Source organism: Chryseobacterium sp. L12 (assembly GCF_056133985.1).
The window spans coordinates 68627-84385 of the sequence record NZ_JBVYOF010000002.1; the positions used below are offsets into that span (position 1 = coordinate 68627).

Below are 15759 nucleotides of genomic sequence, written 5' to 3' on the forward strand. Positions count from 1 at the left end.
TTCTAGACTTCTTATTTCACTTCTTCGAAATCTGCGTCCTGTACATCTTCTGCACCTCCTGCATTTCCTGCGTTCTGTGCTCCTGCATCAGCTCCCGGCTGTTGACCTGCTGCATACAATTCTTCTGAAGCTGCCATCCATGCTGCGTCTAAAGCTTCTGTTTTAGCTTTTACATCGTCTGCATTTTTAGCTTCAAAGGCTGTTTTTAATTCTCCATGAGCAGTTTCGATGGCTGCTTTTTTATCCGCAGATAATTTCTCACCAAACTCTTTCAATTGCTTTTCAGTCTGGAAGATCAATCCGTCTGCTTTATTGAAGATTTCAACTTCTTCTTTTTTCTTAGCATCGGCAGAAGCATTTTCCTGAGCTTCTTTCTTCATTCTCTCAATTTCTTCGTCAGAAAGACCAGAAGAAGCCTGAATTTTGATAGACTGCTCTTTACCAGTTCCTTTATCTTTAGCAGAAACACTTAAGATACCGTTTGCGTCAATATCGAAAGTTACCTCAATCTGAGGAACTCCTCTTGGCGCAGGTGGAATATCTGTAAGGTCGAATCTGCCGATTTCTTTGTTATCGTTGAACATTGGTCTCTCTCCCTGTCCAACTCTGATGCTTACTGCAGGCTGATTATCAGAAGCTGTAGAGAACACCTCAGATTTTTTAGTTGGAATCGTAGTGTTTGCTTCAATTAATTTAGTGAAAACAGAACCCATTGTTTCGATACCTAAAGAAAGTGGCGTAACGTCTAATAAAAGAACATCTTTTACATCTCCTGTCAATACACCTCCCTGAATTGCTGCACCAATTGCCACAACTTCATCCGGGTTAACTCCTTTAGATGGTTTTTTACCAAAGAATTTTTCAACTTCTTCCTGGATGATCGGGATTCTTGTAGAACCTCCTACCAAAATTACTTCGTCGATATCTGAAGTAGATAAACCTGCATCTTTCAACGCTTTCGCAACAGGCTCCATAGATCTTCTTACCAAATCAGCAGATAATTGCTCGAATTTAGCTTTCGTTAAAGTCTTTACTAAGTGTTTAGGACCTGTAGCGGTAGCTGTAATATATGGAAGGTTGATTTCAGTTTGTGGAGAAGAAGATAATTCGATTTTTGCTTTCTCAGCCGCCTCTTTCAATCTCTGTAATGCAATTGCATCAGATTTTAAATCTACACCTTCTTCAGATTTGAATTCATCTGCCATCCAGTTGATAATTACATCATCAAAGTCATCACCTCCTAAGTGTGTATCTCCGTTTGTAGACAATACTTCGAATACACCATCTCCTAAATCAAGGATAGAGATATCGAAAGTACCACCTCCTAAATCGTATACAGCAATCTTTTGGTCTTTATGATTTTTATCTAAACCGTAAGCTAATGCCGCAGCAGTTGGTTCGTTGATGATTCTTTCTACTTTAAGGCCTGCGATTTCACCTGCTTCTTTTGTAGCCTGTCTTTGAGCATCGTTGAAGTAAGCCGGAACAGTAATTACTGCTCTTGTTACCTCTTGTCCAAGATAATCTTCAGCAGTTTTCTTCATTTTCTGAAGCGTCATTGCAGAAATTTCCTGTGGAGTATATTCTCTGTCGTCAATTTTTACTTTTACCGTATCGTTTGGTCCTGATACTACTTTATATGGTACTCTTGTAATTTCAGAAGCATCATCTTTAAAATGTGTTCCAATAAATCTTTTGATAGAATAAACCGTTTTTGTTGGGTTGGTTACCGCCTGTCTTTTTGCAGGATCTCCTACTTTTCTTTCACCATCTTCTGTAAATGCAACAATAGACGGTGTTGTTCTTTTACCTTCTGCGTTAGGAATAACAACAGGGTCTTTTCCCTCCATTACAGCAACACACGAGTTGGTTGTTCCTAAGTCAATTCCAATTATTTTACTCATAATATTTTATATTTTTTCTAAATTTTAAATTCAATTTACACTCACACTTTCTCAATATCTGTACCATTCATTTTTTTGTGACAAATTGACATATTAAATTAAAACAACCTGATTAAATAATTCTAAAAGTAAGCTTGTTCCAAACAGAGCAGCGTTTTTTGCTATGAGAACAAAAAATAAATACCCATAGCGATTGATTAAAAAATGGATTATTATCAGTTTATTAAGTTTAAAATTAAAGCTGGTATCGTACTTGTACTCTTCACAAACCTTTCACAATTTATACCGATATGAAAAAATATAATCTCACCATTGTTGTATTTTTATTCAGTCAATTTCTTTTCCATGCTCAAAAACTAAAGTCGCCGGACGGAAAACTGGAAATGACTTTTACGATTACAGACGGAGTTCCATTTTATAATCTGAAATATAAAGGGGATTTGGTAATTGAAGATTCAAAATTGGGATTAAGAATATTCGACGACACTTACGTACATTTTGCTTCCGAACAGGAGAAAGCAACAGATAACAATTGGGATCTCAACCGTGGTTTCATTAAATTGTCGGAAAAAAGGGATAATAAAAATGAAGAATGGCAGCCGGTCCTCGGAGAAAAGAAAATGTATATCAATCATTATAATGAGCTGAGCGTGACATTGCATCAGTCATCTTCCGACAGAAATATGATTATAAGATTTCGATTGTTTAATGATGGTCTAGGGTTCAGATATGAATTTCCTTATCAGAAAAATTTTGAGCATTTCAGAATTAAGGAAGAAGATACTGAGTTTGATTTTCCTTCAGATATGAAAGCATGGTGGATTGTTGCAGATTACGACTCACAGGAATATCAACCGCAAACGACATTAATTTCTGAAATTCCCGGACGGTGGGACAAAGCCTACGATAAACATTCATCCCAAACTTTAGTAAAAAATGCTGTGCAGTCGCCGCTACTTTTGAAAAAAGAAGGGAAAAATGAATTGTATGTCAATGTGGCGGAAGCTGCTGTCCTGAATTATCCGGCATCTCATTTGGAAGTGGATGCAGAGCGTTATAAATTTAAAACCCATCTTACCCCTAACAAACTAGGCATTAAGGCGTATCTTCAGACACCATCTGTTACACCTTGGCGAACCGTTATTGTATCTGATAAAGCCGCACAAGTTTTAGATTCTAAACTTTTATTCAACCTTAATGAACCTACGAAGTATAAAGATACTTCTTACATTCATCCTACAAAGTATATGGGAGTTTGGTGGGAAATGATTATTGGAAAATCAAAATGGGCTTATTCTACCAATACAAGTGTAAATTTACAGGAAACCGATTTTTCTAAGCTTACGCCAAACGGAAAGCATGGCGCAAACAATGAAAAAGTGAAAGAATATATTGATTTTGCATCAGAAAACGGTTTTGACGGGCTATTGATTGAAGGCTGGAATATTGGGTGGGAAGACTGGATGGGACATGACAAAGAATTTGTCTTTGATTTTATTACTCCTTACCCTGATTTTGATATTAAAATGCTGAATGAATATGCACATTCTAAAGGATTAAAGCTCATTATGCATCATGAAACGTCTGCTTCAGCAACCAACTACGAACGTTGGGCAGATGAAGCCTTCAGGCAGATGAATAAATATGGTTATGATGCCGTGAAAACAGGCTATGTTGGTGATATTATTCCCAGAGGAGAGCATCACTATTCTCAATGGACTGTTAATCATTATTATCGAATTGCAAAGAAAGCCCATGAATACAAAATTATGGTTAATTCCCACGAGTCAATAAGACCGGGTGGAGAAAGCAGAACTTATCCCAATTGGATTACCTCCGAAGCTGCACGAGGAACTGAGCACGAAGCTTTTAAAGGAAATAATCCTGATCAACAGACTATTCTTCCTTTTACCCGATGGATAGGGGGTTCTATGGATTATACACCTGGAATATTCCAGACTAAACTAGATTATTATTTCCCGGGAGATAAACGATTTGTAAAAACAACTTTAGCAAAACAGCTTGCTCTGTATGTTGTCATGTATATGCCCTTGCAGATGGCTGCAGATTTGCCGGAAAATTACAAAAAACATATGGATGCTTTTCAGTTTATAAAAGATGTAGCAGCAGATTGGGACGACACAAAGATTCTTGCAGCAGAGCCGGGAGATTATATTGTGACTGCGCGTAAAGAAAAAAATACTGAAAACTGGTTTGTAGGAGGTATTACAGATGAAAATCAAAGAGAATTTATGGTTGATTTTTCATTTCTCGCCAGCAAAAAACGTTATGAAGCTACGATATACGAAGATGGGAAAGATGCCGATTATATTGATAATCCCCAAAGCTATCATATTTATAAAAAAGATATTACCAGAAGTACTAAAATCAAAATTAAAATGGCACGCAGCGGTGGTTTTGCTATCAGCATTAAGCCTAAAACCTAACGGTTGTATGATTGGATTTTTTAATAGTAACTAATATTGTCATTTAAAAATTCAAATGGTTAAAATATTCGGGTTAGCCGGACGTTTTAAAATTGTTTTTCTGTTGGAAGTGATTAGTATCATAAGATTTAGATCACTTATTTTATAAGTTTGATGAGCCAACAAATCAATTTGGCAAAATCGATAAGGAGACCAATTTAAAAGACTTATAAATTATGACTGCAAAAGGAAAATTGCTGATTATTGGAGGGCATGAAGATCGAAGTGACAACCATATTGATATGGAAGAAGCTAATAATCATTTCTCACCTTATGAAATTCTTAAACTTTTAGCACAATCTAAAGATCACAGGATCGAAATTATTACAGCGGCAAGTTCTGAACCTGAAGATATGAGGAAAACGTATAAGGAAACATTTTCTAAAATCGGATTCACCAACTTTGGATTTATGCATTTGTCTGATGAATCTGAAATTGAAGAGTATATTGAAAGAATAAAGCAGGCAAAAACTGTTTTTTTTACAGGCGGGGATCAAAACAATATCTGTGAAAAGCTTAACAATTCGCCTATAAATGCTGTATTAAAGGAGAGATACTATAATGATAAAGATTTTATGGTGGCGGGAACAAGTGCTGGAGCTATGTGTATCCCAGAGATCATTATTGTTGAAGCAGAGAACGGCGAAGCAATTATTGACAATGATATCCAGCTTGGCAAAGGTCTTGGTGTGTTGAATAGTTCTTTGGTAGATACTCATTTTATACATCGCGGGAGGTTTGGGCGTTTAGCTCATGCCGTACTGAAAAATCAGGAATTATTTGGATTAGGTCTTGGAGAAGATGCCGCGCTTCTTATTGAAAATGGAAATCGTGCTATATGCAAAGGCTCCGGAATGGTAATCGTGATTAGTGCAAAAGAAGTTATGCAGACCAACGTTGAAACTGCTGATAAAGATTGTCCGATATATGCTGAAAATTTGAAGGTAAATCTTTTAACTGACGGATGTATCATTGACTTATACAGCGGTAATATGGAAAATACACAATGCTAAATGAAAAACAAATAATAGATTAATCATTGTCTATTGGAATTGTAGACTATTTGTTGTAAATTTGTACCCAGATTCTCATGTTTAATTTGAGTTTTCATGGTTATTAGTTTTTATCCTCGGCATTGCCGGGGATTTTTTTTATTATTACTAGTAATAATATATAATGAATTGAGTGAATGATAAATTGTTCCCTTTTTTATATCCTAAAAACATATGTTATATAAATATTTATGTACTAGTTACTTACATTTATTAGTTCATGTGATAATTTCAAAATTTTTACGTCGATATTGATAAATCATAACCACATACGTTTGTTATTGCTCTCAGATCATTCTACTTTTGTCTAAGAAATCAAGGACACCAAATTACAAATATATTTTCATCATTCAGTTTTCATGTAGATCAAGGGTTCAGATCACTAGGGAGAGCGAACCCTTTTTTCTACATTTCTTACTAAATCAATAACACAATTGTATATAAATTGGTAAAGCGAATCCAGATGGAATTCGCTTCCTTTTTTTCATATAAAGAGAAAAACAGTTATTATTGATCCTGATTAAGTCTCATAAATGCTCTAAAAATTCATTTCATTCTTAAAAAAAATGAATAAGTAAATTAGGAGATAATATTAATGGCAATACTGGTTCTTTTACATATATTTGTCAAATTTATGATCTCCGAAGAAAATCCTTTCAATAATAACTTTAGTTCTGATTTAATTATCCAGGCACTAACTTCTTCTTCTGCACCAACAGCTATTTATTCAGGCGAAAATATGGTCATACGTTTCGTAAATGAAGGTATGCTTGCAATTTGGGGCAGGGATTCTTCGGTGGTAGGAGAACCATTAATGGAAGCAATTCCAGAGTTGGAAGGTCAGCCTTTTTTAGGATTGCTTAAGGAAGTTTGGCATACTGGCAAAACTTATTCCGTATCTGAGGCTCCTGCCAAACTGATCATCAATGGTAAAGAAACGCTTGATTATTTTGATTATGAATACAAAGCACTCACTGATGCTCACAATAAAACATGGTGCATCATCAATACAGCTCTTAAGGTAACTTCAAGACGTGAATTTTTACAGCAGATACGTAAAAAAGAAGAGCTAGAACAGGCACTCAACAGAGAAATGGCAGCAACTCTTGAAGAACTCACTTTAACTAATAAAGAGCTAAACCATTCTTTAAAGCAACTTGCGCACAGCAGAGAATATATCCGTACAATCATTGAGCAGGCTCCTGTAGGAATTGCTATGCTGAAAGGACCCGAACATATTATTGAAATTGCTAATCCGGCAATTCTTAAGATTTGGGGACGCACAGAATCAGAAGTAATTGGTTTTCCACACGAAAAGGTGCGTCCGGAATTACGTGGGCAGCCGGTGAATAACTGGCTTAGAGAAGTTTATCATAGCGGAAATCTTAGAATAAATACAGAATTTCTTGTCAGATTGCGTCATAATGATGGTTTGAGAGATGCTATAGTAAATTCTGTGTATCAACCCATACTCTCCGCTGACGGAGATATTTCAGGTGTTCTGGTAATCCTTGAAGAGATCACCCAACAGGTTTTACAACGCAGAAAAAACGAAAATGATCAGCAAATGCTTGCTCTTGCTATAGATGCAGGGGAACTGGCTACCTTTTATTATCAGCCTTCAACAAATCTTTTTTCGGGAAATACGCTGCTTAAAACTTGGTTTGGACTGGCTTCCCATGAAAATATTGATCTTTCACTTGCATTAGCTGTTATTTTGCCGGAAGATAGAGACCGTGTATTTGAAGCTATCAACAAAAGTCTCAGTAAAGATTCTGACGGAAATTATTTTGTAGAATACCGCATCAGAAATAATACAGATAAAAAAATAAGGCTGCTGCAGGCTAATGGAAGAGTTTTCTATGATCAGCAGGGTAATCCTTTGAGCCTTAATGGTACGCTTAGAGATATCACCGAACAGAAAAAAGAAGAAGAAAGAAAAGATGATTTTATGGGAATGGTAAGTCACGAACTTAAAACACCTCTCACGTCACTTAAAGCGTATCTTCAGGTTTTGCAGCGTATGTCAATGAATACAGAAAACCTTTTTCAGCAAAATACACTTGAAAAATCTTTGAAGCAAGTGGATAATATGAACAGCATGATTAATGGTTTTCTTAATGTATCAAGACTTGATTCTGGACAGATGTATATAGATAAAACTCTTTTTGATGTGGAGTTGTTATTCTCTGAAATTAAGGATGAAGTTCTGGCAACTAACCATACGCACCAGATTATGTTCAAGACATCCGGGCAAATATTTGTACTTGCAGACAGAGAAAAAATATCACAGGTGCTTCATAACCTTATTGGGAATGCAGTCAAGTATTCTCAGCCGGAAACTATAATTACAGTAGAATATCAAACCATTGGTAATACTTTAAAGATTAGTGTTCATGATCAGGGAAAAGGAATTTCCCCAGAAGATCAGCAGCGGATATTTGAACGATATTATCGGATAAAAGGTATCAATAGCGAATCTATAGCAGGATTCGGTATCGGACTTTATCTTTGTAAAGAAATTGTTGAACTTCACAGCGGTACCATTGAAGTTCAAAGCTCAGAAAACAATGGGAGTATATTTTCATTTATTTTGCCACTGAATGAACAGAAATAATATATTTTTGAAGTTATCCTAAAGATAAAGTGTTCAGTTTAATATTATTTCGATAGGTAATAATTACATTTGCAACACAATTTTTCATCCATTGAACAAAATTCTCATCATTGACGACGAAGAAAAGATCAGGACGCTGCTTTCCAGAATTATCGGTCTGGAAGGTTTTGAGGTTTTTCAGGCTTCTGATCTGAAAAATGCCAAAAAAAGACTTGAAGTTTCTGAAATTGATGTCATTATCAGCGATGTGAAGCTTCCGGACGGAAGTGGTGTGGAGTTTTCTAAAATTATCAAAGACAATTATCCTGCTTCAGAAGTGATTCTCCTGACAGCATTCGGAAATATTCCCGACGGTGTACAGGCTATCAAAAACGGTGCTTTTGATTATATTACTAAAGGTGATGACAATAACCGGATTATTCCGCTCGTGTATAAGGCTTTGGAAAAGGTAAAGCTCAACAAACGTCTTTTCCAGCTGGAAAAACAGTTGGGTGACAAACAGTCTTTCGATAATATTATCGGGAAATCTTCGCTTATAAAATCTGCCATTGTTTCTGCAAAAAAAGTTGCGGTGACAGATGCTACGGTGCTTTTAACGGGCGAAACAGGAACAGGAAAAGAGGTTTTTGCACAAGCCGTTCATAATGCAAGTAACCGAAGCAGACAAAATTTTGTAGCCATAAACTGTTCTGCTTTTGGCAAAGATCTACTGGAAAATGAGCTGTTCGGACACAAAGCCGGAGCCTTTACAGGCGCAATGAAAGATTCAAAAGGTATTTTCGAGGAAGCTAATAACGGAACGGTTTTCCTGGATGAGATCGGAGAAATGCCTTTGGATCTGCAGGCAAAGCTGCTTCGTGTTTTAGAATCCGGCGAATTTCTGAAAGTTGGTGACAGTAAACCGACGAAAGTCAACATTAGAATTATTGCGGCAACCAATAGGGATTTACAGAAAGAAATCAATAACGGAAACTTCCGGGAAGATCTGTATTATCGGATCAATATTTTCAATATCGTGTTGCCATCTTTGAGAGAAAGAACTTCAGACATTGAAGAACTTGCCTATTTTTTTCTCAGAAAATTTTCAGGTAAGATTGGAAAAAAAACAACCGGTATTTCCGATGAGTATCTTAATTCACTAAAAAAACATTCCTGGAAAGGAAACATCCGGGAACTCAGAAATATTATTGAAAGGAGTGTGATTTTGGAAGAAAGTCATGAATTATCTGTTGGTAGCCTTCCGTTCGATTTACAGCAAAATACCAGCACAAATTCATCTGAAAATAAAACCTTATCCGCTTTTTCAATGGCAAGTGCAGAGAAACTTCATATCCAGAAAATCCTCAATCACACCAAAGGCAATAAAGCAGAAGCCGCCCGTTTGCTGGAAATTGGCATTGCAACACTTTACCGTAAGATTGAGGAATACAAAATTTCATAATCAGCTTATCATTCTGATAACGAGCCTATCATTTTGATAGGCTTTTTTATTTGTTTAAATCTCTAATTTTAATGTATTTAATTGTAAATGAATATATTAAATTCAATTTAATTAAATCGGAATATATCTTGGCATAGTTGATTCAAATAATTAAAGAATGAATCATCGAAAAACATTACATCCAATCACAAGATGTACTCCACAATCTTCACAAAAAGAAACTGAAAATCCATTAAAGATTGTTCCCTGGAACCTGTTGGTTACATTTTACGGAATAATCATTTGCGCTGGAATTATTTACAGAACATTCAATCCATAAAATGATGACATTTATACTCACGTTATCAGGAATTTTCCTGTTTATCATCTTTTTTTTAACAGTTAAATATTTTGAAAAGATATGATTGCATTATTCATCATTGCAATAGCCGTATTCGGATATATGTGCTATGTGCTAATAAAACCAGAAAAATTTTAAAAAGTAAAAATGTGAGAAGTTAAAATTTAAGGTCAATCCTTCGTACGTTTTATATCTCACTTCTAACGAATATAATTATGAATACAGAAATTTTAGGAATTATCCTGATGTTTGCCATCACCGTAACTCTGGCGATACCCTTAGGAAGATACATAGGAAAGATCTTTACCAAAGAAAAAACCTGGCTGGATGGAATTTTTAATCCCATCGACAAATTATTTTACAAAATTTCAGGAGTTGATCCTGAAAAAGAAATGAACTGGAAGCAGCATCTTGGCGCTATGCTTACCATTAACGCGGTTTGGTTTCTCATTTCAATGTTTGTGCTCACCAATATGGAGTGGTTACCGCTTAATCCGGACAATAACCCTTCCATGAGTGGAGATTTGGCTTTTAATACGGCAGTAAGCTTTGTTACCAATACCAACCTTCAGCATTATTCGGGAGAATCTGGATTGTCTTACTTAGGGCAATTAACCTTAATGCTTTGGCAGTTTATTTCTGCGGGTTGCGGTATTGCGATTGCCGCTGTGGTTTTCCTTGCCATGAAAGAGAGAACTACAGATAAATTGGGTAATTTTTATTTTCTATTCATCAGATCCTGCACCAGAGTTTTATTCCCGGTTGCAGTAATTGTAGCTTCATTATTGGCTCTAAACGGCACTCCGATGACGTTTGAAGGGAAAGAAAAAATTATTACTCTTCAGGGAGATGAGGTTGAGGTAAGCCGTGGTCCGGTGGCAGGATTTGTAGCAATCAAACAGTTAGGAACCAATGGCGGGGGTTTTTTTGGACCTAACTCTTCGCATCCGCTGGAAAATCCTAGCTATTTTACTAACATGGTCGAAACCATATCGATTATGCTGATTCCGATAGCAATGGTATTTGCAATGGGTTATGTTTTAAAAAGTAAAAAGCTGGCGTTGACTGTTTTCGGAGTAATGACCGTTGGATTTTTACTTTTATTGATTCCAACAGTAATTAACGAAATGAATGGCAATTCAGCTATCGAAAAAATGGGAATTACTCAGAATTTGGGTAGTATGGAAGGAAAGGAAGTTCGATTCGGACCGGCTGCTTCCGCATATTGGGCAATCAATACAACGGTGACGAGTAACGGCTCGGTCAACTCAATGCACGATTCTCTGACTCCGCTTTCAGGAATGAATGCAATGCTCGGAATGATGGTGAATGCTTTTTACGGAGGTGTTGGCGTAGGATTTCTGAACTTTTATATTTTTATTATTCTGGCGGTTTTCATCAGCGGATTGATGGTCGGCAGAACACCGGAATTTCTCGGCAAAAAAATCGAAGCCAAGGAAATGAAAATTGCCATGATGATTGCACTTCTTCATCCTTTTCTAATTCTTACAGGAACTGCCATCTCCAGTTTTATGGTTGCGCACAATCCCGATGAATACGGAAGCTGGCTAAATAATCCTGGGTTTCACGGTTTCAGCGAAATGTTGTATGAGTTTACCTCATCCAGTGCCAACAACGGAAGCGGTTTCGAAGGATTGGGAGACAATACACCATTCTGGAATATTGCCTGCGGTATCGTAATGCTGATGGCGAGATACTTACCGATTATCGGTCCGGTAGCTATTGCAGGAAGCCTTGCTGCCAAAAAATACATTCCTGAAAGTGCAGGAACTTTAAAAACAGATACTGCAACATTCGGCTTAATGGTATTTGCAGTAATTGCTATTGTAGCAGCTTTATCATTCTTCCCGGCTCTGGCTTTGGGACCTATCGCTGAATATTTTTCAATGTAATTAATTATTAAAACAATGAAAGGAAATAACAATTTGTTTCAGGCAGAATTAGTCAATGAGGCACTGAAACAATCAATTATAAAACTTCACCCTTCAAAAATGTTCCGCAACCCGGTAATGTTTATGGTATACATCGGAACTCTGGTAATGGCCGGAGTATGTATCTGGATTGCGATGGGTGAAAAAAGCCAGGGAAGCCTGGTGTACAATATCATCGTAACCTTTATTTTATTCATCACACTACTTTTCGCCAATTTTGCAGAGGCTATCGCCGAAGCAAGAGGTAAAGCACAGGCTGATTCTTTAAGAAAAACAAGAGAAGAAACTCCAGCTAAAATACTGGCTTCAAATGGAAAAGTTAAAATAGTTCCGTCCAATCAGCTTAGAAAAGGAGATGTATTTGTTTGTGAAGCAGGAGATATAATCCCGTCTGACGGAGAAATTATCGAAGGTTTGGCTACGATTGACGAAAGTGCCATTACGGGAGAATCTGCTCCGGTAATCCGTGAATCTGGCGGAGATAAAAGCAGTGTAACCGGAGGAACAAAAGTGCTTTCAGACAAAATTAAAGTAAAAGTAACAACAGAGCCTGGGGAAAGCTTCCTTGATAAAATGATTGCTTTGGTGGAAGGTGCTTCCAGGCAGAAGACACCCAATGAAATTGCTTTAACCATTCTTTTGGCAGGTTTCACATTGGTTTTCATTATTGTAACGGTTACTTTAAAACCTTTCGGTGATTACGCCAATACACCGATCACGATTGCGGCGTTCATCTCCTTATTTGTTTGTCTGATCCCAACAACCATCGGAGGATTGTTATCAGCCATCGGTATTGCAGGAATGGATAGAGCTTTAAGAGCCAACGTGATCACCAAAAGTGGTAAAGCGGTAGAAACTGCAGGAGATATTGACGTTCTGTTGTTAGACAAAACAGGAACTATCACGATCGGAAACAGAAAGGCTACTCATTTTTATCCGGCAAACGGCATTGACGAAGCCGTTTTAGTTAAAGCAGCCGTACTCAGCTCAATGGCCGACGATACACCGGAAGGAAAATCGATTATTGAACTCGCAGGTATCAATCCTTTGAGCTATGAAGTAAAAGAACCGCAATTCATCAGTTTTACGGCAGAAACAAGAAGTTCGGGAATTGATTATGAGAACACACGAATCAGAAAAGGAGCAACTGACGCAATTAAAAATATTGTTACAAATTCGGGCAATCTATTTCCGGCAGAGGTTGAGCAAAAGGTCAGAGAAATCTCGCAAAACGGAGGAACACCGCTCGTGGTTTCAGAGAATGAAAGAGCGCTTGGGGTTATAGAACTTCAGGATATCATCAAGCCGGGAATCAAAGAGCGTTTTGACCGTTTAAGAAAAATGGGAATCAAAACCGTGATGGTTACGGGAGACAATCCTTTAACTGCCAAATTTATTGCTGAAAAAGCAGGTGTAGATGATTTTATAGCAGAGGCAAAACCTGAAGATAAAATGAATTACATCAAAAAAGAGCAGTCGGAAGGAAGATTGGTAGCGATGATGGGAGACGGAACCAACGATGCTCCAGCTCTTGCTCAGGCAGACGTAGGTGTTGCGATGAACAGCGGAACACAGGCTGCCAAAGAAGCCGGAAATATGGTGGATTTGGATAACGACCCGACTAAACTGATTGAAGTGGTTGAAATCGGAAAGCAGTTATTGATGACCCGTGGAACGCTTACAACATTCAGTATTGCGAATGACGTAGCCAAATATTTTGCAATCGTTCCGGCATTGTTTATTGCTTCGATTCCGGCATTGCAGGGACTTAATATTATGGGACTTCATTCTCCGGAATCAGCGATTCTTTCAGCAGTAATTTTCAATGCGATTGTCATCCCGATGCTGATTCCTCTGGCGTTGAAAGGTGTTGCTTACAAACCAATTGGAGCTAGTGCATTATTGAGAAGAAATCTTCTGATTTACGGTTTGGGAGGTGTTTTAATACCATTTATCGGAATCAAATTAATTGATTTACTCGTATCAGTATTTATTTAAACTAAAAATAATTAATGTTAGGACGCCGGTACAGGTGGATTTGTCTGAAATTTTAATAGTAAATTACTATCCATCTGCCCGGATTCTAACAATCAATTTTAACAATAAAAGAAATGAAACAAAATATATTACCAGCCATCAGATTAACACTTTTCTGCGCTGTATTTTTCTCAGGATTCTACACTCTTTTTATTTTCGGAATTGCTCAGGCTGCCCCGAATAACGGAAAAGGAGAAATCATTGAGCATAACGGGAAGAAATTTTACGCCAATGTAGGACAGAAATTCGATAAAGACGAATATTTTTGGTCTCGTCCGTCGGCTGTAGATTACAACGCTGCGGGAGCCGGAGGAAGTAATAAAGGACCTTCAAATCCTGATTACCTAAAAGAAGTTGAAGGCAGGATTGAAAACTTTATGAAGCACAATCCAACGGTTAAGAAATCTGAAATCCCTTCTGATATTGTGACGGCAAGTGGAGCAGGTTTGGATCCGAATATTTCGGTTAAGGCCGCTAAAGTTCAGGCTCAAAGAATTGCCGACGTTAGAAAAATTGACATCAGCAAGGTGAATTCACTCATCCAAAACAGTATCGAATCTCCTTTCCTTGGAATGTTCGGAACAGAAAAAATCAATGTTTTAAAACTCAATATCGCATTAGACGGTTTAAAGTAAATTATATTACTAAAAAATGAAATCGAAGGTTGGCTACGCCGAACGGTGTTTCACGAATTCGAATCTTACAATAAAAAAATTATGAGTAATAAATTATCATTACTTGCATTTGTAATGCTTGGAGCATTTTCTACACTGCACGCTCAGGAAGAAACAGAAACTAAAAACCCTTTAAAAATCTCTGGATATGCAGAGGTGTATTACCAGTACGATTTCAATAATCCTGAAAACAACACAAGACCCGGATTTGTGTACAGCCACAACAGAAACAATGAGGTAAACCTTAATTTGGGATTTGTAAAGGCTAATTACGAAACCGAAAAATTCAGAGCCAATGTAGCTTTAGGTGTGGGAACTTACATGAATGCCAATTATGCGGCAGAACCGGGTGTTCTTAAAAATATTTATGAGGCCAATGTTGGGGTAAAAATATCAAAAAACAAAAACCTCTGGATTGATGCGGGTGTAATGCCATCACATATCGGTTTTGAAAGTGCAGTAAGCAAAGATTGTTTTACTTTGACCAGAAGTATGTTGGCAGACAACTCGCCTTATTTTGAAAGCGGTGCCAAAATCTCTTACACCAGCGACAGCGGAAAATGGTTTGTAAGTGCTTTAGTTCTTAACGGATGGCAAAGAATCCAGCGTGTAGACGGAAATTCAACCGTAGCGTTCGGACATCAGTTGACTTATAAACCTAACGATAAAATTACCCTGAACAGCAGTTCTTTCATCGGTAACGATAAGCCGGACAGCATCAGACAGATGAGATACTTTCACAATCTGTACGGAAGTTTTCAAATCAGTAAAAAGTTTGCTCTGATTACAGGGTTCGACATCGGGGCTGAGCAGAATGCCAAAGGCAGCGAGCAATATAATGTTTGGTATTCACCTGTGGTTATTGCAAAATACAGTCCTGCAGAAAAATTGAGTTTTGCAGTAAGAGGCGAATATTACCAAGATAAAAACGGTGTTATTGTGTCTACAAGAACAGAAAAAGGTTTTCAGACTTTTGGATATTCAATTAATGTGGATTACTGGATTCTTCCTAATTTGGTTTGGAGAACGGAAGTAAAAAACCTGAACAGCAAAGACCAGATTTTCTTTAACAGAGATAATGAATTAAGGAAAAATAATTTATCGGCTGTTACATCACTGGCTGTTAGCTTCTAATAAGTGAGAAGTTTGAAGTGAAAATGTAAAAGTGGAAACGGTATTTATTGGTAAAAATTAAAGTTTTTTTTCTCACTTTAAGTCTTAATTTCTCGTTCTACATTTACATATCACTTTTTTAC

The 15759-nt window shown here is 37.1% G+C and carries 11 protein-coding genes; 10 read left to right on the forward strand and 1 reads right to left on the reverse strand.

The genetic code is table 11. The annotated features are described in order from the left end of the window. Positions 1-11 precede the first annotated feature (11 nt). Complete coding sequence (gene dnaK, locus AC0NBN_RS02955; RefSeq protein WP_143883651.1) at positions 12-1904, reverse strand: molecular chaperone DnaK; 1893 nt, start codon at positions 1902-1904, stop codon at positions 12-14. Positions 1905-2194: 290 nt separating this feature from the next. Here dnaK and AC0NBN_RS02960 point away from each other — a divergent pair, with 290 nt between their 5' ends. The 10 genes from AC0NBN_RS02960 to AC0NBN_RS03005 all read left to right on the forward strand — a co-directional run bounded on the left by AC0NBN_RS02960 (position 2195) and on the right by AC0NBN_RS03005 (position 15637). Next, a complete protein-coding gene (locus AC0NBN_RS02960; RefSeq protein WP_160811556.1) occupies positions 2195-4351 on the forward strand; it encodes a glycoside hydrolase family 97 protein in 2157 nt (718 codons plus the stop codon). Between the two features lie 215 nt (positions 4352-4566). Then, the gene (locus tag AC0NBN_RS02965) at positions 4567-5403 is read left to right on the forward strand and encodes a cyanophycinase (RefSeq protein ID WP_160811557.1); all 837 of its coding nucleotides are present in this window, start codon (positions 4567-4569) and stop codon (positions 5401-5403) included. Between the two features lie 673 nt (positions 5404-6076). Next, positions 6077-8059, forward strand: coding sequence for an ATP-binding protein (locus tag AC0NBN_RS02970; protein ID WP_160811558.1), 1983 nt, complete (start codon positions 6077-6079; stop codon positions 8057-8059). A gap of 91 nt (positions 8060-8150) precedes the next feature. Next, positions 8151-9500, forward strand: coding sequence for a sigma-54-dependent transcriptional regulator (locus AC0NBN_RS02975; RefSeq protein WP_160811559.1), 1350 nt, complete (start codon positions 8151-8153; stop codon positions 9498-9500). Positions 9501-9657: 157 nt separating this feature from the next. Then, positions 9658-9819, forward strand: a complete 162-nt coding sequence (locus AC0NBN_RS02980) for a hypothetical protein (RefSeq protein WP_160811560.1) — start codon at positions 9658-9660, stop codon at positions 9817-9819. 81 nt (positions 9820-9900) lie between these two features. After that, complete coding sequence (gene kdpF, locus AC0NBN_RS02985) at positions 9901-9978, forward strand: K(+)-transporting ATPase subunit F (protein WP_143883822.1); 78 nt, start codon at positions 9901-9903, stop codon at positions 9976-9978. A 77-nt stretch (positions 9979-10055) separates the two neighbouring features. Continuing rightward, a complete protein-coding gene (kdpA, locus tag AC0NBN_RS02990; protein WP_160811561.1) occupies positions 10056-11753 on the forward strand; it encodes a potassium-transporting ATPase subunit KdpA in 1698 nt (565 codons plus the stop codon). 15 nt (positions 11754-11768) lie between these two features. Continuing rightward, entirely contained in the window at positions 11769-13790 is a 2022-nt protein-coding gene (gene kdpB / locus AC0NBN_RS02995) for a potassium-transporting ATPase subunit KdpB (protein ID WP_160811562.1), read from the forward strand. A gap of 113 nt (positions 13791-13903) precedes the next feature. After that, the gene (locus AC0NBN_RS03000; protein ID WP_160811563.1) at positions 13904-14464 is read left to right on the forward strand and encodes a K(+)-transporting ATPase subunit C; all 561 of its coding nucleotides are present in this window, start codon (positions 13904-13906) and stop codon (positions 14462-14464) included. An 81-nt stretch (positions 14465-14545) separates the two neighbouring features. Beyond that, complete coding sequence (locus AC0NBN_RS03005; RefSeq protein ID WP_160811564.1) at positions 14546-15637, forward strand: porin; 1092 nt, start codon at positions 14546-14548, stop codon at positions 15635-15637. The last annotated feature ends 122 nt before the right edge of the window (positions 15638-15759 follow it).